General features: G+C 64.4%; 15 protein-coding genes. 4 read left to right on the forward strand and 11 right to left on the reverse strand.

The window, feature by feature from the left end:
* Positions 1 to 9: 9 nt before the first annotated feature.
* The 10 genes from PNI01S_RS23495 to PNI01S_RS23540 form a co-directional block, all read right to left on the reverse strand.
* Positions 10 to 1,563, reverse strand: coding sequence for a SpoVR family protein (locus tag PNI01S_RS23495; protein ID WP_024763609.1), 1,554 nt, complete (start codon positions 1,561 to 1,563; stop codon positions 10 to 12).
* The gene (locus PNI01S_RS23500) at positions 1,560 to 2,831 is read right to left on the reverse strand and encodes a YeaH/YhbH family protein (protein ID WP_024763608.1); all 1,272 of its coding nucleotides are present in this window, start codon (positions 2,829 to 2,831) and stop codon (positions 1,560 to 1,562) included. Before PNI01S_RS23500 ends, PNI01S_RS23495 begins: the two co-directional genes overlap by 4 nt.
* A 102-nt stretch (positions 2,832 to 2,933) precedes the next feature.
* Complete coding sequence (locus tag PNI01S_RS23505; RefSeq protein ID WP_038803509.1) at positions 2,934 to 4,856, reverse strand: PrkA family serine protein kinase; 1,923 nt, start codon at positions 4,854 to 4,856, stop codon at positions 2,934 to 2,936.
* A gap of 287 nt (positions 4,857 to 5,143) precedes the next feature.
* Entirely contained in the window at positions 5,144 to 5,473 is a 330-nt protein-coding gene (glpE, locus tag PNI01S_RS23510; protein WP_024763607.1) for a thiosulfate sulfurtransferase GlpE, read from the reverse strand.
* A 43-nt stretch (positions 5,474 to 5,516) separates the two neighbouring features.
* Complete coding sequence (locus tag PNI01S_RS23515; protein ID WP_024763606.1) at positions 5,517 to 6,341, reverse strand: symmetrical bis(5'-nucleosyl)-tetraphosphatase; 825 nt, start codon at positions 6,339 to 6,341, stop codon at positions 5,517 to 5,519.
* A complete protein-coding gene (apaG, locus tag PNI01S_RS23520) occupies positions 6,341 to 6,721 on the reverse strand; it encodes a Co2+/Mg2+ efflux facilitator ApaG/CorD (RefSeq protein WP_024763605.1) in 381 nt (126 codons plus the stop codon). The genes PNI01S_RS23515 and apaG overlap by 1 nt, the downstream gene beginning before the upstream one ends.
* Positions 6,718 to 7,545, reverse strand: coding sequence for a 16S rRNA (adenine(1518)-N(6)/adenine(1519)-N(6))-dimethyltransferase RsmA (gene rsmA / locus PNI01S_RS23525; protein WP_037012842.1), 828 nt, complete (start codon positions 7,543 to 7,545; stop codon positions 6,718 to 6,720). Before rsmA ends, apaG begins: the two co-directional genes overlap by 4 nt.
* A gap of 116 nt (positions 7,546 to 7,661) precedes the next feature.
* Positions 7,662 to 8,663, reverse strand: a complete 1,002-nt coding sequence (gene pdxA, locus PNI01S_RS23530; RefSeq protein ID WP_038803510.1) for a 4-hydroxythreonine-4-phosphate dehydrogenase PdxA — start codon at positions 8,661 to 8,663, stop codon at positions 7,662 to 7,664.
* A 111-nt stretch (positions 8,664 to 8,774) separates the two neighbouring features.
* Positions 8,775 to 10,067: a peptidylprolyl isomerase gene (locus PNI01S_RS23535; RefSeq protein WP_089285796.1), complete on the reverse strand. Its 1,293-nt coding sequence runs from the start codon at positions 10,065 to 10,067 to the stop codon at positions 8,775 to 8,777.
* Positions 10,048 to 12,816: an LPS-assembly protein LptD gene (locus PNI01S_RS23540; RefSeq protein WP_024763603.1), complete on the reverse strand. Its 2,769-nt coding sequence runs from the start codon at positions 12,814 to 12,816 to the stop codon at positions 10,048 to 10,050. The genes PNI01S_RS23535 and PNI01S_RS23540 overlap by 20 nt, the downstream gene beginning before the upstream one ends.
* 129 nt (positions 12,817 to 12,945) lie before the next feature.
* Here PNI01S_RS23540 and PNI01S_RS23545 point away from each other — a divergent pair, with 129 nt between their 5' ends.
* Genes PNI01S_RS23545 through PNI01S_RS23555 form a run of 3 tightly spaced genes read left to right on the forward strand, consistent with a single transcriptional unit; the run spans position 12,946 to position 15,405 of the window.
* Entirely contained in the window at positions 12,946 to 13,968 is a 1,023-nt protein-coding gene (locus PNI01S_RS23545) for an aminoglycoside phosphotransferase family protein (RefSeq protein ID WP_024763602.1), read from the forward strand.
* Positions 13,965 to 14,639 carry an N-acetylmuramate alpha-1-phosphate uridylyltransferase MurU gene (gene murU, locus PNI01S_RS23550; protein ID WP_084359392.1) on the forward strand — a complete coding sequence of 225 codons (675 nt, stop codon included), beginning with the start codon at positions 13,965 to 13,967 and terminating at the stop codon, positions 14,637 to 14,639. The genes PNI01S_RS23545 and murU overlap by 4 nt, the downstream gene beginning before the upstream one ends.
* Position 14,640: 1 nt before the next feature.
* Positions 14,641 to 15,405, forward strand: a complete 765-nt coding sequence (locus tag PNI01S_RS23555; RefSeq protein WP_084359394.1) for a DnaJ domain-containing protein — start codon at positions 14,641 to 14,643, stop codon at positions 15,403 to 15,405.
* Position 15,406: 1 nt separating this feature from the next.
* Here the strand turns inward: PNI01S_RS23555 and PNI01S_RS23560 are convergent, their stop codons facing one another.
* Positions 15,407 to 16,459 (reverse strand): alpha/beta hydrolase family protein, encoded by a 1,053-nt coding sequence (locus PNI01S_RS23560; protein ID WP_024763599.1) that lies wholly within the window; start codon positions 16,457 to 16,459, stop codon positions 15,407 to 15,409.
* A gap of 167 nt (positions 16,460 to 16,626) precedes the next feature.
* Here PNI01S_RS23560 and PNI01S_RS23565 point away from each other — a divergent pair, with 167 nt between their 5' ends.
* Positions 16,627 to 19,038: a PAS domain-containing sensor histidine kinase gene (locus PNI01S_RS23565; protein ID WP_084359396.1), complete on the forward strand. Its 2,412-nt coding sequence runs from the start codon at positions 16,627 to 16,629 to the stop codon at positions 19,036 to 19,038.
* The last annotated feature ends 51 nt before the right edge of the window (positions 19,039 to 19,089 follow it).

Consider the following 19,089-nt stretch of genomic DNA (forward strand, 5'->3'; position numbering starts at 1 on the left):
GTCAACCGATCAAATGGGTGGGATGATCAGGTCGAGCCGGGGGTAACCCTCCTCGCTGTCGCGTTCACCCTTTGGGGGCATGTGGAAGGTGTTGACGATGTTCTCGCCCTGCAGGGTTTCCAGATGGATATCGAAGCCCCAAAGGCGGTGCAGGTGCTTGAGCACGTCGTCGGTGGATTCGCCCAGCGGTTTGCGGTCGTGCTGCTGGTGGCGCAGGGTCAGCGAGCGGTCACCGCGGCGGTCGACATCCCAGATCTGGATGTTCGGTTCACGATTGCCGAGGTTGTACTGCGCAGCCAGGGTTTCGCGGATCTTGCGATAGCCGTCGTCGTCGTGGATGGCGTCGACCAGCATGTCGTCCTTCTGGTCGTCGTCGAGGATGCTGAACAGCTTGAACTCGCGGATGACCTTGGGTGAGAGGAACTGCAGGACGAAGCTCTCGTCCTTGAAGCTCTTCATGGCGAACTTGATGGTGGCCAGCCAGTCGCTGCCGGCGATGTCCGGGAACCAGCGCTTGTCTTCCTCGGTGGGGTGTTCGCAGATGCGACGGATGTCGCGGTACATGGCGAAGCCCAGCGCGTAGGGGTTGATGCCGCTGTAGTAGGGGCTGTCGAAGCCCGGCTGGTAGACCACGCTGGTGTGGTACTGGAGGAACTCCATCATGAAGCCGTCGCTGACCAGCCCTTCGTCGTAGAGGTCGTTGATCAGGGTGTAGTGCCAGAAGGTCGCCCAGCCTTCGTTCATCACCTGGGTCTGGCGCTGCGGGTAGAAGTACTGCGCCACCTTGCGCACGATGCGCACGATTTCGCGCTGCCAGGGCTCCAGCAGCGGGGCGTTCTTCTCGATGAAGTAGAGGATGTTTTCCTGCGGCTCGCTGGGGTAGCGGGCCAGCCCCTGTTCCTTGTCCTTGCCGGTGGCCTTGGGGATGGTCCGCCAGAGGTCGTTGACCTGGCGCTGGATCTGCTCCTCGCGCTCCTTCTGGCGCTGCTTCTCTTCCTCGGCGGAGATCGGGTAGGGTCGCTTGTAGCGGTCTACGCCGTAGTTCATCAGGGCGTGGCAGGAGTCCAGCAGGTCTTCCACGGCGTCGATGCCGTAACGCTCCTCGCACTTGTTGATGTAGGACTTGGCGAACACCAGGTAGTCGATGATCGAAGTGGCGTCGGTCCAGGTGCGGAACAGGTAGTTGCCCTTGAAGAAGCTGTTGTGCCCGTAGCAGGCGTGGGCGATCACCAGCGCCTGCATGCACTGGGTATTTTCCTCCATCAGGTAGGCGATGCACGGGTCGGAGTTGATCACGATCTCGTAGGCCAGGCCCATCTGACCGCGCTTGTAGTTCTTTTCCGTGCTGAGGAAGTGCTTGCCGTAGGACCAATGGTTGTAACCGATGGGCATGCCGACGGAGGCGTAGGCATCCATCATCTGCTCGGCGGTGATGACCTCGATCTGGTTGGGGTAGGTGTCCAGCGCATAACGCTCGGCGAGACGACTGATCTCGCGGTCGTACTGCTGGATCAGCTCGAAGGTCCACTCCGAGCCGGTGGCGATCGGCTGGCGCTTGCTCATGCGACGAGCCTCCTCTGGAACAACTCGCGGAACACCGGGTAGATGTCCGAGGCGGAGACGATCTGCTGCTGGGCGAAGCTGTCTTCGAAGGTGTCGCGGATCTTCTCGTACTCGAACCACAGCGCCTGGTGCTCGCGCGGGGTGATCTCGACGTAGGTGTAGTACTGGACGAACGGCATGATCTGCTTCATCAGAATGTCGCGGCAGACCGGCGAGTCGTCGTTCCAGTTATCGCCGTCCGAGGCCTGGGCGGCGTAGATGTTCCATTCGTTGGTGGGATAGCGCTCAGCCATCACTTCCTGCATCAGCTTGAGCGCGCTGGAAACGATGGTGCCGCCAGTCTCGCGGGAATAGAAGAACTCTTCCTCGTCTACTTCGCGGGCGCTGGTGTGGTGGCGGATGAACACCACTTCGATCTTCTCGTAGTTCCGCTTGAGGAACAGGTAGAGAAGGATAAAGAAACGCTTGGCAATGTCCTTGGTGGCCTGGGTCATGGAGCCCGAGACGTCCATCAGACAGAACATCACGGCCTTGGAGGTCGGGTTGGGCTGCTTCACCAGCAGGTTGTACTTGAGGTCGAAGGTATCCAGGAACGGCACCTTGTCGATGCGTGCGCGCATGCCGGCGATCTTCTGCTCCAGTTCCTGGATGTCGCCGAGGTTGTCCGGTTCCTCGCGCTTGAGCCGGTCCAGTTCGGCCAGCGCCGCGCGGAGCTTGCCGCGGGTGGAGCCGGAGAGGGCGATACGCCGGGCGTGCGCCGAGCGCAGGGTACGCACGATGTTGATCCGCGAGGGATTGCCCTCGTTGCTGATGCCGGCGCGCACGGTCTTGAAGGTGTCGCTGCCAGTGAGGTGGCGCTTGACCAGGTTGGGCAGCTCCAGGTCCTCGAACATGAAGTCGAGAAATTCCTCCTGGGTGATCTGGAAGACGAAGTCGTCCATCCCATCGCCCTGGTTGCTTGCCTTGCCGGCACCACGGCCACCGCCGCCCCCCTGGGGACGCGGGATGTGCTCACCGGTGGTGAATTCCTTGTTGCCGGGATGGACGACGGTCTGCTTGCCGCCGCGCCCGTGGTGCAGGACAGGTTCGTCGATATCGCGGCCGGGAATACTGATCTGCTCGCCATGTTCCATATCGGTGATGGAGCGGCGGCTGACGGCTTCTTCTACCGCCTTCTTGATGTGCTCACGGTAACGCCGCAAAAAGCGCTGGCGGTTCACCGTGCTCTTGTTCTTGCCGTTCAGACGCCGGTCGATGACGTAGCTCATGAATGCTCCTCAGGGCCTGCTGCGAGGCGGCGTAGAGCCGCTCCGGACAGGTCCGAATGCGACGGCGACCGGCGCGGCGGAAACCGCCGCGCCGATGGCAGACTACTGCGACTTGCGAACCCGCAGATACCATTCCGACAGCAGGCGCACCTGCTTCTCGGTGTAGCCGCGCTCGACCATGCGTTTGACGAAGTCGTTGTGCTTCTGCTGATCCTCCTTGCTCGCCTTGGCGTTGAAGCTGATGACCGGCAGCAGGTCCTCGGTGTTGGAGAACATTTTCTTCTCGATCACCACGCGCAGCTTCTCGTACGACAGCCAGCTGGGGTTCTTGCCGTTGTTGCCGGCGCGGGCGCGCAGGACGAAGTTGACGATCTCGTTGCGGAAGTCCTTCGGATTGCTGATGCCGGCCGGCTTCTCGATCTTCTCCAGTTCCTCGTTGAGGGCGGCGCGGTTGAGGATCTCGCCGGTTTCCGGGTCGCGGTATTCCTGGTCCTGGATCCAGAAGTCGGCGTACAGCACGTAGCGGTCGAAGATGTTCTGACCATACTCGCTGTAGGACTCCAGGTACGCGGTCTGGATTTCCTTGCCGATGAACTCGACGTAGCGCGGCGCCAGGTATTCCTTGAGGAAGCGCAGGTAGCGTTCGCGGGTTTCCGGCGGGAACTGCTCCTGCTCGATCTGCTGTTCCAGCACGTAGAGCAGGTGCACCGGGTTGGCGGCCACTTCATGCGGGTCGAAGTTGAACACCTTGGACAGGATCTTGAAGGCGAAACGGGTCGAAAGCCCGGCCATGCCTTCGTCGACGCCCGCCGTGTCGCGGTATTCCTGGATGGACTTGGCCTTGGGGTCGGTGTCCTTGAGGTTCTCGCCGTCGTAGACGCGCATCTTCGAGTAGATGTTGGAGTTTTCCGGCTCCTTCAGGCGCGACAGCACGGAGAACTGCGAAAGCATCTTCAGGGTGTCCGGCGCGCAGTGGGCGTGCGCCAGGGAGCTGTTGATCAGCAGCTTGTCGTAGATCTTGATCTCGTCGGAGACGCGCAGGCAGTACGGCACCTTGACGATGTAGATGCGGTCGATGAAGGCTTCGTTGTTCTTGTTGTTGCGGAAGCTGTGCCACTCCGATTCGTTGGAGTGGGCGAGGATGATGCCGCTGTAGGGCAGGGAACCGAGGCCTTCGGTGCTGTTGTAGTTGCCTTCCTGGGTCGCAGTGAGCAAGGGGTGCAGGACCTTGATCGGCGCCTTGAACATCTCGACGAATTCCATCAGGCCCTGGTTGGCCCGGCACAGCGCGCCCGAGTAGCTGTAGGCGTCGGCGTCGTTCTGCGGGAATTCTTCCAGCTTGCGGATATCCACCTTGCCGACCAGCGCGGAGATGTCCTGGTTGTTCTCATCCCCAGGTTCGGTCTTGGCGATGGCGATCTGGTTGAGGATCGAAGGGTGCAGCTTGACCACGCGGAACTGGCTGATGTCGCCGCCGAATTCGTTGAGGCGCTTGGTCGCCCACGGCGACATCACCGAGCGCAGGTAGCGACGCGGGATGCCGTAGTCTTCCTCGAGGATGGCGCCATCTTCGTCGGGATTGAACAGCCCCAGGGGCGACTCGAACACCGGCGAGCCCTTGATCGCATAGAAGGGCACGTGCTCCATCAGTTGCTTGAGCTTTTCGGCGAGGGAGGATTTGCCGCCGCCGACCGGGCCCAGGAGATAGAGGATCTGTTTCTTCTCTTCCAGGCCTTGGGCGGCGTGGCGGAAGAAGGAGACGATCTGGTCGATGCACTCTTCCATGCCATGGAAGTCGGCAAAGGCCGGATAACGGCGGATCACCTTGTTGGAGAAGATTCGCGACAGGCGGGAATCGACGGATGTGTCGAGTAGTTCAGGCTCGCCGATGGCCATCAGCATCCGCTCGGCGGCGGTGGCATAGGCGATCTTGTCCTGCTTGCAGATGTCCAGGTACTCCTGGAGGGAGTACTCCTCTTGACGGGTCGCTTCGAAGCGTTCCTGGAAGTGACTGAAAATGCTCATGACGTCTCCTCGCTCGATGCATGGAGCCGGCGCCGGATCGGTCTGTGCGGGTGCGGTCGGGCTGCCAGTGGTACCGGCGAGAATCCCCCAGAACTCCAACGGAACCTGGCGACTGCCCTGATCCGCCCCAATGGTCACTGCCGATTAACCGGAAGCCGGTGTGCCGGCTCTCCCTTTTTTGGATGGCCTGAGGGAAAGGATAGTTCGTTCTTAGATGTGTAAAGGACGAAAGCGCGAGAAGTTACAGATTTTTTGAAGGGGCTAATCCGCCTCTTTCGTAGGGGCTTTCAGTCGGAGCCGCCTGCGCTGGTATCCGCGGGATAGACGCTGCGCCACAGCTCGAAGCCACCGTCGAGGCTGTAGACCTCGGAGAAGCCCTGCTGGACGAAATAGGCCGCCGCGCTCTGGCTGGAATTGCCGTGATAGCAGACCACGACCAGCGGTGCGTCCATGTCGGCCTCGCGGATGAAGTCGGCTACCGAGTAGTTGTCGATGTGCCGCGAACCGCTGATATGGCCCATCGCATAGCTCTGCGGGTCGCGAATGTCGACGACCTGGGCGCCGTTTTCGCGCAGCTGCTGGGCCAGGTCGGGGGCGATGCGCTTGAAGTCGCTCATGGGTAGTACCTCGCAAGGCGCGGAGCCTGTGGCCCCGCTGCAATCATTCTGGTTTATCGGCGCAGCTGCACTGGATGCGCTCGAAGGTATCGACGTTCATCAGCGTCATGCTGCCGCCCCACACACAGCCGGTGTCCAGGGCAAACAGGCCGGGGACGTCGCACTGGCCTTCCAGCGCGGCCCAGTGGCCGAAGATGATCTTGCGCCCGGCGGCCTTGCGCTCGGCATAGCTGAACCAGGGCGCGTAGCCGGGCGGCGCGGTGTCCAGGCCTTCCTTGGACTTCAGGTCGAGCTTGCCGTCCGGGGTGCAGAAGCGCATGCGCGTGAAATAGTTGGTGATCACCCGCAGTCGCGCTATGCCGTTGAGCTTCTTGTCCCACTTGGCCGGCTCGTTGCCGTACATGCCATCGAGGAACATCGGCAACTGAGTGTCGTCGCGCAGAGCGGCTTCGACTTCGGCGGCGCGCTGCAGGGCCTTGTCGATGTCCCACTGCGGCGGGATGCCGGCGTGTACGAGGGTGATGTCGCGAACGGCGTCGTGATGGACCAACGGCATCTGCCGCAGCCATTCGATCAGTTGTGCGCAATCCGGCGCCTCGACGATCTCGCGCAGGGTGTCGTTCTTCTTCAGGCGCTCGGCGTTGTAGGCCACGGCGATCAGGTGCAGGTCATGGTTGCCCAGCACGCAGACCAGCGATTCGCGCATGCCATGGAGGAAGCGCAGGGTTTCCAGCGACGCCGGACCGCGGTTGACCAGGTCGCCCACCAGCCAGAGCTTGTCCTGGGCCGGGTCGAACCTCACCTGCTCCAGCAGGCACTTGAGCGGCTCCAGGCAGCCTTGCAGGTCGCCTACGGCGTAGGTGGCCATCAGTGCAGCGCCCCGGGGACGGCGAGGCGGAACGCCGGGATCTCGGCATCGAAGTGGTGGCCGTCGGTGGCGACCATCTGGTAGCTGCCGTGCATGCTGCCGACCTTGGTCGCCATCACGGTGCCGCTGGTGTAGGTGTGGCTGGCCCCCGGGTCGATCAGCGGCTTTTCGCCAACGACGCCGGCGCCGCGGACTTCCTGCACGTGGCCATCGCCGTCGGTGATGATCCAGTGGCGGGTCAGCAGCTTGGCGGCCAACTCGCCGTGGTTGTGGATGGTCACGGTATAGGCGAACACGTAGCGCTGCTGCTCCGGCTGCGATTGCTCGGGCAGGTGGCGGGTGGTGACGCTGACGCTGACCTGGTAGCGGGGATCGCTCATGCGCTCGGTCCTTGCTCGGCTTCCGGGTTGGTTTCGCTGTAACGGTTAGCCAGGCTGACGAAGTCGGCGACGCTCAGTTGCTCCGGACGCAGGGTCGGGTCGACGCCGGCGGCTTCGATGTCCTCGACGCTCATGAGCGTACGCAGGGTGTTGCGCAGGGTCTTGCGGCGCTGGTTGAAGGCTTCGCGGACGATGCGTTCCAGCACGCGGTGATCCTTGGCCGGATGGGGCGGTTCAGCGTAGGGCACCAGCCGGACGATGGCCGACTCGACCTTGGGCGGCGGGTTGAACGCGCCGGGGCCGACGGTGAACAGGTAATCCACCCGGCAGAAGTACTGCACCATGATCGACAGGCGGCCCCAGTCGCCGTTGCCCGGCTCGGCGGCCAGGCGCTCCACCACTTCCTTCTGCAGCATGAAGTGCATGTCCTGGATCAGCGAGGCATGGTCCAGGAGATGGAAGATCAATGGGGTGGAGATGTTGTAGGGCAGGTTGCCGACCACGCGCAACTTGTCCTCGGGGGAGGCGATCAGGCTGGAGAAGTCGAACTTCATCGCATCGCCCTGGTGCAGGCTGAAGTTGGGCTTCAGACCGAAGCGCCATTTCAGGTGCGGGATCAGGTCCAGGTCCAGCTCGATCACATCGAGCTTCGCGCCGCTGTCCACCAGGCCTTCGGTCAGGGCGCCCTGGCCTGGGCCGATTTCCAGCAGGTGCTGGCCTTCCTTGGCGGCGATGGCGCGGAGGATCTTGTGGATCACCCCGGCGTCGTGCAGGAAGTTCTGCCCAAAGCGTTTACGGGCGCGGTGCTGGAAGAGTTCGGACATCGAAGGCTCCGGAGAGCAGCCGGACGCCTGAGGCGGCCAGCTGGAGGCGGAAAAACCATCAGTTTACCAGTCCGCGACGGCCAGCACGAAACGCTGGCCGAACGGAATGCTGGTGATCAGCCTTTCGCGGCGCCGGCTTCGGCCATCTGGTAGGCGGTTTCCAGGGCAACCTGCAGGCTGCCGCTGTCGATCCGACCGGTGCCGGCAAGGTCCAGCGCGGTGCCGTGGTCCACTGAGGTGCGGATGATGGGCAGGCCCAGCGTGACGTTCACTGCCGCGCCGAACCCCTTGTACTTGAGCACCGGCAGGCCCTGGTCGTGGTACATCGCCAGCACGGCGTCGCAGTGCTCGAGGTGCTTGGGGGTGAACAGGGTGTCGGCCGGCAGCGGGCCGATCAGCTGCATGCCCTCGGTGCGCAGGCGCTCCAGCGTTGGCTCGATTACGTCGATCTCTTCGCAGCCGAGGTGGCCGCCTTCGCCTGCGTGGGGGTTCAGGCCGCAGACCAGGATGCGCGGGTTGGCCAGGCCGAACTTGTCGCGCAGGTCGGCGTACAGGATGCGGGTGACGCGCTCCAGGCGATCCGGGGTGATGGCATCGGCGATCTGCCGCAGCGGCAGGTGGGTGGTCACCAGGGCAACGCGCAGGCCGCGGGTGGCGAGCATCATCACTACCTGGGCGGTGTGGGTGAGATCGGCGAGGAACTCGGTATGGCCGGAGAAGGCGATGCCGGCTTCGTTGATGACGCCCTTGTGCACGGGGGCGGTGATCATCCCGGCGAAATGCCCGTCCAGGCAGCCCTGGCCGGCGCGGGTGAGGGTTTCCAGCACATAGGCGGCGTTGGCCTGGTTCAGCTTGCCCGGTTCGACCGGCGCTGCCAGCGGGGTGTCCCAGACATAAAGGCTGCCGGCCGGAGCAGCGACATCGGGCCAGTTGCCGGGGCCGACTTCCTGCAGGTCGATGTTCAGCCCCAGCAGCGCGGCACGCTCTGCCAGCAGTTCACGACTGGCGACGGCAACCAGCGGATGCGGTTGAGTTTCGCGGGCCAGCAGCAGGCAGAGGTCGGGACCGATGCCGGCGGGCTCGCCGGGAGTGAGGGCGAAAAGGTGGGAAGTGCTCATGGATGACTCTCGAATCAGGATTTACCGCGGATGTTCCTACTCTACGACGAAGCTTCCTGCAGGCAAAAAGAAACCCGGCCATGGCCGGGTTTCTTCGTAGCGACGCGCTGCTTACTGCTTGATCTCGACGTAGGCTTCGTCGCGGATCTGGCGCAGCCAGGCCTGCAGTTCCTCGTCGTACTTGCGTGCGCGCAGGGTCTGGGCGGCTTGTTGCTCGCGGAACTTGTCGCTGCTGTCGGTAGCGCGGCGGCCGAGGACTTCCAGCACGTGCCAGCCGAACGGCGAGCGGAACGGCTTGGTGACCTGGCCTTGCGGCGCATTGTTCATCACGTCGCGGAATTCCGGTACCAGGGATTCCGGGTCGACCCAGTTGAGGTCGCCGCCGTTGAGCTTGGAGCCCGGGTCTTCGGAGAATTTCTTCGCCAGGTCGCTGAAGCTCTCGCCGGCCTGGATGCGCTCGTAGAGCTTCTCGGCCAGACGCTGGGTTTCTTCTTCGCTGCGAATCTCGCTGGGCTTGAGCAGGATATGGCGGACGTGGACTTCGTCACGCAGCATCTTGCTGCCACCGCGCTTCTCTTCCAGCTTGATGATGATGAAACCGCCCGGGGTGCGGACCGGCTCGGTCACGTCGCCCACGGCCAAGGTGCCAACCATGCTGTCGAACGGCGAGGGCAGCTGGGCGGCCTTGCGCCAACCGATCTCGCCGCCTTCCAGGGCGTTGTCGCCGGCCGAGCGGGAGACCGCCAGTTGGCCGAAGTCCGCGCCCTGCTTGAGCTGCTGGTACATCTCCTGGGCCTGGCGAGCTGCAGCCTGCACGGTTTCCGGCGAAGCGCTGTCGGGTACCGGGATCAGGATATTTGCCAGGCGGTATTCTTCCGAGAGCTGGATCTTGCCCAGGTCGGAGGCCAGGAAGTTCTGTACTTCCTGCTCGCTGACCTGGATGCGCTCGGCCACACGGCGCTGGCGCACACGGCTGATGATCATCTCGCGACGCACCTGCTCGCGGGCCTCGTCGTAGGACAGGCCGTCGTGGGCGAGGGCGGCACGGAACTGGTCCAGGCTCATGTTGTTGCGCTGGGCAATGGTGCCCATGGCCTGGTTCAGTTCTTCATCGGTAATGCGCACACCGGAGCGGTCACCGATCTGCAGCTGGATGTTTTCGATGATCAGACGCTCGAGCACCTGCTGGGTCAGCACGTGCTCGGGCGGCAGCGGCGCGCCGCGTTTCTGGATGGTTGCACGGACTTCGCGCAGGCGCTGGTCCAGCTGGCTCTGCATCACCACGTCGTTGTCGACGATGGCGACCACACGGTCCAGCGGGACTACTTCGGCGTGCACGACGGAACTTGCCAACAGCGCGCCCAGCATCAGCGGGCGCAGGGCCTTACATAGCATTGTCTTCACGTTGACGATAACCCTGGATACCTTGGTCGAGGAAGCCTTCCACCTGGTTGCCAACCACGCCGCCAAGGCCTTTCAAGATGATTTGAAGGAATACACCGCGGTCGGCCTTGGACGTGGAGGTCACGAATTCCTCGTCGTCATAGTCGACCCAGTAGCGATTGATCAGGCGCAGCTTCCAGCAGCAGCTGTCGTACTCGAAGCCGCCGAAGGCTTCCAGTGTGCGGCTCTGGTTGTAGTCGAACTGCCAGCGGCCGATGGCGGCCCACTGCGGCAGGACCGGCCAGATGAACGAGAGATCATGCTGTTCGATCTTGTACTCGTCGCTGCCGTACTCGAACTGACCGGTGTTCGGGTTGAAGCGCTTGCTGTCCGCACGGTAGCGGTAGCCGGCGTTCAGCACCTTGCGAGGATCGGCTTCGGGCTGATAGTGGAACATCAGGTTGCCGTTGTCGGTGTGGTGCGTGTTCGGGTTCCAGTTGAAGTCCGAGCTGGCGAACCAGTCATGGTTGAAGCGATAGATGCCGGTGAGCGCGTAGGGCGAACGCCAGGTATCGGCATCCGGGTTCTTCGCACCGCTGGCGGCCAGGTCGTCTTCGGTCAGGCCCGGCAGCTGTACGCGGCGGTCGCTGAAGTAGTAGATCTGGCCGGCGGCGATGTAGGCGCGCTCGAAGCCATCGTCCTCGATGAAGCGCGAACCCAGGCCGAGGGATAGCTGGTTGGCGTCGCCAATACGGTCGCGGCCGGTGAAGCGGTTCTCACGCCACAGCGAGTCGTAGCTGAAGGTGAACTCGCCGGTGTCGAAGGTCGGCAGGTTGTCCTGGTTCTTGTACGGGACGTACAGGTACATCGCCCGTGGCTCCAGGGTCTGACGGAACTTGGTGCCAGCGAAGGTCGTGTCGCGGTCGAAGTACAGGCCGCTGTCCAGCTTGGCCAGGCCCAGGGAACGGTCCGGACTGCTGTCGTAGTCGATGTACGACGGCAGCGTGGCTTTGCCTTTCCCGTCCAGGTCCAGGTCGTACTTGGTGTACAGCGCCTTGACGGTCGGGGTCATGAAGCCCCAGCTGCGGTTCATCGGCAGGCTGACGCCCGGTTCAGCGTGGAAACGATCGCCGGTAGCCCGTGCCAGGCCCAGGATGTTGGTGTCCGGTCGCGGGTATAGCGTCGGGTTGTCGACATCAATCCGGTAATAGCCTTCATCCAGGTCACGATCGAAGCGTACGGCCTCGGTGCTGTAGGTGAAGTTCAGGCCACCCGGGTTGAACGGCAGTCGGCCGTCCAGGGTGAGCTGCGGCAGGCGATCGTACGGGGTGACGTCGGTCACGGTCGCCAACTGGTAGGACTGCGCGTTCAGTTTGGCGGTGTAGCTGTCGCCGCGGTAGGTCAGGGTGCCCTGCTGGTTGACGTAGGTCGGCGAACCGATACCCAGCGAGGTATCCAGATCCTGGAAGTAGTAGGGGTCGCTGATGCGGGTGTAGTCGACCTGCGCCATCAGGCGCGAATCCAGGCCGCTGACGTTCTTCCAGCCGTACAGCCAACGGGTGTCGGTATACTGCGGGAAGTCCTTGCGGTCGTCGTTCTTATCGTTCAGGTAAGCGGCATTGACCTGGCCTTCGCTGCTGTGGGTCAGGTAGCGGAACTCGCCTTCCATCAGCAGGCCGCGCTTGACCATGTAGTGCGGGTACAACGTGGCGTCGTAGTTGGGCGCCAGGTTGAAGTAGTACGGCGTGGTCAGGGTGAAACCGGTGTCGGTCGAGCTGGCGAAGGAAGGCGCCAGGAAGCCGGACTGACGACGGTTGTCGATGGGGAAATAGATGTACGGGGTGTAGAAGACCGGAATGTCCTTCACCCGCAGGGTCGCGTTGGTCGCGGTGCCGAAACCGGTGGCCGGGTTCAGCTTGATGTTATTGCCCTTGACGACCCAGGCGTTGCTGCCCGGTTCGCAGCGGGTGTAGGTACCGTCCTTGAGCTGGATGATCGCGTCTTCCTGGCGCTTGGCGTATAGCGCGCTGCCGCGGATCTGCGCCTGGTGCATGACGTACTCGGCGTTGTCGATCTTCGCCGCGCCGTTGTCCAGTTGCAGTTCGGCATGGTCACCGACGATCAGTGCGCCGTTGTCGCGCAGCTTGACGTTGCCGACCAGCTCGCCGCGGTTCTCGGCCTGGTGCAGGTTGGCCTCGTCGGCCTCCACCTGCATGCTGCCCTGGCGCAGGACCACGTTACCCGCGAGGGTGGCGACCTGCTTTTCCTGCTCGTAGCGGGAAACCTTTGCCGAAACGTAGGTCGGGGCCTCGTCGTTCGGCGTCTTGTCGTTCATGCCTGGACGTACCGGCTCGACGTAGGCGCCGCTGCAGTACGGGCCCATTTCGGCCTGTTGGGCAGCGGTGAGCTTGTCGCGGGGGATCCAGTCGAGGTGGCTGTAGTCGCTGCTGCGCGACTTAAGGCCGCGGCCGCCGGACTCGGTGACCAGTTGTTTCGGCTCTTCGCCAGCGGCGCTGCTCGGGCTGCCCGAGGACTTCGAGCTGCTCGCGGCTGTGCCGCCAGCGCTGACGGAGGTGGCCCCATGCTGTGGGCGCGGTACTGTGCTGGCGCTGTTCTGCGAGGAGCAGTCCCAGGCGCCGGATGCGGAGGGCTGGCAGGCGAACTGCTCGCCGGGCGCCGCGGTCACAGTGGCGAGCGGTTGGATAGCCAGCAGGCCACCGGTCACCAGTAAGGGGAATTTTCTACGGAACACGGGGAAATTCACTGCCATCTTGTTAATCCGGGCTTCCTGCGAGCCTTCAGCCCAAAACGGGCCGCACGCCTATCGATGGGCTCAAAAAGATGCTGGATAATAAAGCATGACCCGCGCAACGGCTAGCGCCGTGGAGAACCCCGAAAAATGACCGAGGATGCTCGTTACCAGCAGATGATCCGCTGGTTGGACTTGAGTTTGCCCGCAGTGTTCAACGTGCAAGGCTGGGGGCAGGTGCCCGAGGCCAGCCTCACTGCGGCCAGCAGCGACGCCAGTTTCCGCCGTTATTTTCGCTGGCAGGGCGCCGGCCGCAGCCTGATCGTGATGGACGCGCCACCGCCCCAGGAAGACTGCCGGCCCTTCATCAAGGTCGCCGGCCTGCTGGCCGAGGCCGGCGTGCACGTTCCGAAGATTCTGGCCGAGGATGTCGAGCAGGGATTCCTGCTGCTCGATGATCTCGGGCGTCAGACTTACCTGGATGTGCTCACTGCGCAGAATGCCGAGGAACTGTTCGAGAACGCCCTGGATGCCCTGGTGGCCTTCCAGCAGGTCGATGTCGCCCAGCGCCTGCCTGCCTACGACGAAGCCCTGTTGCGCCGCGAGCTGCAGTTGTTCCCCGACTGGTACCTGCAGCGCCATCTGGGCGTGACCCTGGAGGGCGAGCAACTCGCTCGCTGGGAGCGCACCTGCGACCTGCTGGTCCGCAGCGCCCTGGCGCAGCCGCGCGTACTGGTGCACCGCGACTACATGCCGCGCAACCTGATGCTCAGCGAGCCGAACCCCGGCATCCTCGATTTCCAGGATGCGGTCTACGGTCCGGTGACCTACGACGTGACCTGCCTTTATAAGGACGCCTTCCTCAGTTGGCCGGAACCGCGCGTCCACGACGGCCTCTCGCGCTACTGGCGCAAGGCCCAGGCAGCCGGTATTCCGCTGCCGGAGAACTTCGAGACCTTCTTCCGCGCCAGCGACCTGATGGGTGCCCAGCGTCATCTGAAGGTGATCGGCATCTTCGCGCGCATCTGCCATCGCGATGGCAAGCCTCGCTACCTGGGCGATGTGCCACGCTTCTTCCGCTACCTGGAAAGCGTCATCGCGCGCCGGCCGGAGTTGGGCGACCTCGCCGCGCTGCTGGCCAGCCTGCCCAAAGACGAGACCCACCCCGCATGAAGGCCATGATCCTCGCCGCGGGCAAGGGCGAGCGCCTGCGCCCGCTGACCCTGCACACACCCAAGCCGCTGGTGCGCGCTGGCGGCGTGCCGCTGATCGAGTACCAGTTGCGGGCGTTGCGCCAGGCCGGCTTCGATCAGCTGGTGATCAACCACGCCTGGCTCGGCCAGCAGATCGAAGACCACCTGGGTGATGGCGCGCCCTTTGGCCTGAGCATCCGCTACTCGTCCGAAGGCGAGCCGCTGGAAACTGGCGGCGGCATCTTCAAGGCGCTGCCGCTGCTGGGCGACGACGCCTTCGTCATCGCCAACGGTGACATCTGGACCGACTTCGATTACGCAAGCCTGCACGGTGCGCTGGCCGAGGGCGACCTGGCGCACCTGGTGCTGGTGGACAATCCCGGCCACCACGCTCGGGGTGATTTCTGCCTGCGTGACGGTCGCGTCAGTGACTACCGCGAAGGCCAGCCGAGCCTGACCTACAGCGGCATCGCCATTCTACGTCCGCAGCTGTTCGACGGCTGCCAGCCCGGCGCGTTCAAGCTGGCGCCGCTGCTGCGCCAGGCGATGGAAGCAGGGCGCGTGAGTGGCGTGCACCATCGTGGCCGCTGGATCGATGTCGGCACCCACGAGCGCCTGGCAGAAGTCGAACGCCAGTTGGCGGAGGGCTGAGGTGTTCTGGCCGGGGACCCTGGTGGGCGTCATCGCCGGATGGGCATTGGCGAGCATTCCGGGCGCCATGCTCGGTGCGTTGCTGGGCCAGGTGCTCGACCGGCGCCTGAAGCAGCGCACCTGGCGGGGGCTGCTGGAGCAGTTGCGCGGTGGTCCTCGGGTCGGTGACCAGGAGTTGCTCTTCCTGCTGCTCGGCCGTCTGGCCAAGAGCCGCGGTCGCGTGGTCGATGCGCACATCCAGCAGGCGCGTTCTGAAATGCAGCGTCTGCAACTGGATGACAAGGCCCGTCGCCAGGCCATCGATGCCTTCGGTCGCGGCAAGCTGGGGGGAGAGTTGCTCGACGTCGGCTTGCGCCAGCGGCAGGGCCAGGAGGCCACTGCCGAAGGGCTGATACAGGCGTGTTGGCGCATGGTCTGGGCGGGCGGCGCGCCGAACGCTGCGCAGAAGAACCTGCTGCTGCAGTGGGGCGATTCACTGGGGCTTTCTCGCTCCAGGGTATTGGCGATGTCGTCCGGTGCCGAGCCGCCCAAGCCGCCGGCTACTCCGCGCGAATCCTATACCGGAGCGCTGCGACTGCTGGGCGTGACGGCAGAGAGCGAGCCGGAGGAGATCAAGCGCGCCTACCGCAAGCTGATCAGCCAGAACCACCCGGACAAGCTCGAAGGCATGGGTGCCAGCCCCGAGCGGATTGCTGCGGCGACCAACAGGACCCGCGAGATCCAGGCGGCCTACCTGCTGGTGCGCCAGCGTCGCGGCTTCCGCTGACTCAGGGCTGCTCGATGGGCTCCAGGTGCATCGACAGCCAGCCGCGGATGCGCCGGTAAAGTTGCTCCTGCTCGGTGCCCAGGTCGGCTGGCAGGGCGTTCATGCCGATCTGCACATAGTTGGGGGCTTTCTGCCGCTTGCTCGCTTGCAGGCGCAGTTTGGCTGCCGCTACATCGGTTGCCTTGTCCTTGTAGTAGAAATCGCCGGTGGCGAGGTTCAGCAAGGGGACGGTCTCGTCCAGCGACGGTTTGAAGTCGCGCGGCATCTCCGGCGCCACCAGCAGCAGGTTCTTGATGTCCGCCGGTGCGCGCTCGCCCAGGTAGCGAGTGGCCCAATAGGCGCCCGTACCGTGACCAAGCAGGACGATGGTCCTGGGTTTGTGCTGCTGCGCCAGCTCGACCGCTGCCTGGACGCGGGACAGCACCCGTTCGGCGTGGGCCTTGCGCAGTTCCACCGGGTCGGTGGGCGGTGGCGGGGTTTCCGGGCTGGCCTGGGCGGGTTCTGCACTGCCGGTCTCGGCGGTGCTTTCCGGAGTAGGCGTCGCGCTGCCTTGGCTACCTTTCACTTCCGGCTTGCTGGCGCTGTCGGCGGCGGAGGCGTCGATATCGGCGCTGGCCTTGTCGGGCGATTCCTTCGGGCGTGGAATTGGCGCGGTGCTCTGCGGGTCGGGCAGCGTGATGGCCAGAGTCTGCCAGCCGGCATCGGGCAGCTTGCGCCGTAACGGACTGATCGCTACCGGCCAGTCCGCACTTTCGCCATCGCCGGGGATGAGGATCACAGCGCCTTGCGCGTCGGCGGTATTGGCGGGAAGCCAGAGGGCAAGGAAGGTTTCGTCACCGGCCTTGAGTTCCTGCCGCTCACTTTCTGGGAGTTGGCGCACCAGACCGTTGGCTTCATCCTGGCTGCGCTCGTTCGCTGCCTGGCGCACCACCGGTGCCGTGGCCGGTTTTTCGTCGGTGGCTTGCTTGGCATCTTCGGCCCGACTGATGCCCAGCGGCGACAGGCCGAGGGTCAGGCAAAGGGCGAGAAGCGTCGGTCGAGACAAATGCGGCATCGGTGATATCCCTGTCTGGCGGGCGGCAAGCGGCGGGGCGCGAGTGCGGCCAGCCTAGCGGCTTGTATTAGCTTTGTCAGGCGCAGGCGTGCCGGGTTCAACCGGGGTTGCGGTAAGGTATGCCGGCCCTTTGCTTTGACCCGAGTGAAACCCATGGTGTTGTCGGCATGAGTCGTGTGTTCTGGAAAGCCTGCCTGGCGTGGTTCCTGTGCCTGCCGCTGCTGGCCGTGGCGGAAACCGCCGTGCCGCCACTGGCGCTGGAAGAAGCGCAGCGCGCCTGGCTTGCCGAGCATCCGCAACTGCGCGTGGGCGCCGTACTGGAGGCGCCCTATGTGCAACAGGATCGCCGGCTGCAGCAGCTCTCCGGGGCCAACGTGGAATTGCTGGAATGGCTGGCCAAGGCCATGGGGGTCAGCCTCGAGTGGCACACCTACCCGGACCAGGCCGCGTTGGAGCGAGCCGTGCACAGCGGCGAAATCGACTTGGCGCCCGGCGTCAGCCAGACGCCCTCGACCCTTCGCGACTGGCTGTTCTCCGATCCCTATCTGCGCGTACCGCGGCTGGTGGTGGGCGACCGCCGCAGCGGTACGTCCGTGGAGCTGGACAACCTGCGCGAGGGCGAATCGGTCTCTGTGCGGGGGCCCGGCCCGGTGGTGGATTACCTGCGCAGTACCTATTCGGGCTTGACCCTGCAGATCGTCGACAGCGACCGCGAAGTGCTGCGCAAGGTGCTGGGCCGCGAGGCCAATTACGCGGTGATCGATGAGGCGCAGCTGGCGCGGCTGACCCGCGAAACCGAATTCACCGGCCTCTGGGTGGTGGCCGACATCGGCTATCCGCAATTGCTGCGCGTGGCGACGCGGCGCGGCTTGCCGGAATTGGCCGGGATCATCGACGCAGCCCTGCGCGCGGTGCCGGCCAAGGACCTCGACCAGCTCCACGAACGCTGGCTGCAACCGACCTACCCGCGTCTGGGCTCCTCGCCCGGCTTCTGGCAGAACCTCTGCATCCTGCTCGGCCTGCTGCTTTTGTTCGCCGTTGCTGCGCTGCTCTGGCTGCGTCGGCAGCACCGTGCATTGGAGTCGCGCCTGCTGGCGGCACGCCGCGACATCGAACTGCGCCAGGCCGCCGAGCAGGCATTGCGCCTGACCCAGTTCGCCATCGACAGCAGCACCGTCGGCATCCTCTGGGTCAACTGGGACAGCCATGTGCGCTACGCCAACCGCGCCGCCGAGGAGCTGCTCGGTTATGCCGCGGGCGCCGTGGTGGATCGGCCGCTGGCAGACTTCGAGCCGACGCTGAACATGGACCGCTGGCTCAACCTCTGGCGCCGTGCGCGCAACGCCGACGAAGCTCCGCTGAGCTTCGAAACCCGCTGCCTGCGCGCCGACGGCCAATGGCTGCCGGCCGACGTCTCGCTGAGCTTCCTGCGCTTCGGTGATTCGGAGTACCTGCTGGTCTTCCTCAGCGACGTCACCGAACGCCGCCGCGCCCGCGCCGCGCTGGAAGAGAGCGAGGCCCGCCTGCAGGGCATCGCCGCCAACGTGCCGGGGCTGGTGTTCCGCCTGGAGCCCAATGCGCCGGACGATGACTCCGATTTCGCCTACATCAGCTTCATCACTGGCGGCAGCGAAACCTCGCTGGGTTACTCGCCCGGTTACCTGCGCGAAAGCGGCCTGGGCATCATGGGCCTGGTGCACCCGTCCGAGCGCGAGGGCTATCTCGCCAGCCAGCTCGAGGCAGTAGAGGGCCGGCGCAACTGGCTGTGGCAGGGCCGCATCCTCACCCGCAGCAACGAGCCACGTTGGGTCGACATCAAGGCGACGGTGCGAACCCTGGACGACGGTCGTTCGGCCTGGGACGGCGTGGTCTGGGACATCACCGAGCATAAGCAGATCGAACTCGAACTGCAGGATTCCCGCGCGCAACTGCGCGAGCTCTCGGCGCATCTGGAGAGCGTGCGGGAGGAGGAGAAAGCACGCATCGCCCGCGAGGTGCACGATGAACTGGGCCAGGTGCTTACCGTGCTGAAGCTGGAAACCTCGATGTGCGAACTGGCCTATGGCGAACTGGACGCGGGCCTGCGCGAGCGCCTGGATAACATGAAGCGTCTTATCGCCCAGTTGTTCCAGCTGGTGCGCGATGTGGCCACTGCGCTGCGCCCGCCGATCCTCGATGCAGGCATCGGTTCGGCGGTGGAGTGGCAGGCGCGCCGCTTCGAATCGCGCACGCAGATTCCCTGCCTGGTGGAGGTGCCGGAGAACCCGCCGGAGCTATCGGACGCCAAGGCCATCGGACTGTTCCGCATCCTCCAGGAGGCGCTGACCAATGTGATGCGCCATGCCCAGGCGCATACTGTGGAACTGCAGCTGAGCGTCGAGGGCAGCGAGCTGTGCCTGCGTATCGCCGATGACGGCGTGGGCTTCGATCCGCAGGCCACGCGCCAGGGTGTTTCCTTCGGCCTGGTGGGTATGCGCGAGCGGGTGCTGATGTTCGGCGGCACCCTGCAGATCGACAGCCAGCCTGGGGAGGGCACCACGCTGTGGATCCGGGTGCCGCTGCGCTCCCGAAGCGCCTAACCGGGCGACAACGGCATCGGCATCGATAACGACAATGACAATGACAAGTGC

The sequence above is a fragment of the Pseudomonas nitroreducens NBRC 12694 genome, from assembly GCF_002091755.1.
GTDB lineage: Bacteria > Pseudomonadota > Gammaproteobacteria > Pseudomonadales > Pseudomonadaceae > Pseudomonas > Pseudomonas nitroreducens.

Coding starts and splice junctions, on each gene's coding strand:
- PNI01S_RS23560 (WP_024763599.1), bottom strand. CDS start 16,459: ATGCCGCATTTGTCTCGACCGACGCTTCTCGCCCTTTGCCTGACCCTC.
- glpE (WP_024763607.1), bottom strand. CDS start 5,473: ATGAGCGACTTCAAGCGCATCGCCCCCGACCTGGCCCAGCAGCTGCGC.
- apaG (WP_024763605.1), bottom strand. CDS start 6,721: ATGAGCGATCCCCGCTACCAGGTCAGCGTCAGCGTCACCACCCGCCAC.
- PNI01S_RS23515 (WP_024763606.1), bottom strand. CDS start 6,341: ATGGCCACCTACGCCGTAGGCGACCTGCAAGGCTGCCTGGAGCCGCTC.
- rsmA (WP_037012842.1), bottom strand. CDS start 7,545: ATGTCCGAACTCTTCCAGCACCGCGCCCGTAAACGCTTTGGGCAGAAC.
- PNI01S_RS23545 (WP_024763602.1), top strand. CDS start 12,946: ATGACCGAGGATGCTCGTTACCAGCAGATGATCCGCTGGTTGGACTTG.
- PNI01S_RS23495 (WP_024763609.1), bottom strand. CDS start 1,563: ATGAGCAAGCGCCAGCCGATCGCCACCGGCTCGGAGTGGACCTTCGAG.
- pdxA (WP_038803510.1), bottom strand. CDS start 8,663: ATGAGCACTTCCCACCTTTTCGCCCTCACTCCCGGCGAGCCCGCCGGC.
- murU (WP_084359392.1), top strand. CDS start 13,965: ATGAAGGCCATGATCCTCGCCGCGGGCAAGGGCGAGCGCCTGCGCCCG.
- PNI01S_RS23505 (WP_038803509.1), bottom strand. CDS start 4,856: ATGAGCATTTTCAGTCACTTCCAGGAACGCTTCGAAGCGACCCGTCAA.
- PNI01S_RS23540 (WP_024763603.1), bottom strand. CDS start 12,816: ATGGCAGTGAATTTCCCCGTGTTCCGTAGAAAATTCCCCTTACTGGTG.
- PNI01S_RS23500 (WP_024763608.1), bottom strand. CDS start 2,831: ATGAGCTACGTCATCGACCGGCGTCTGAACGGCAAGAACAAGAGCACG.
- PNI01S_RS23565 (WP_084359396.1), top strand. CDS start 16,627: ATGAGTCGTGTGTTCTGGAAAGCCTGCCTGGCGTGGTTCCTGTGCCTG.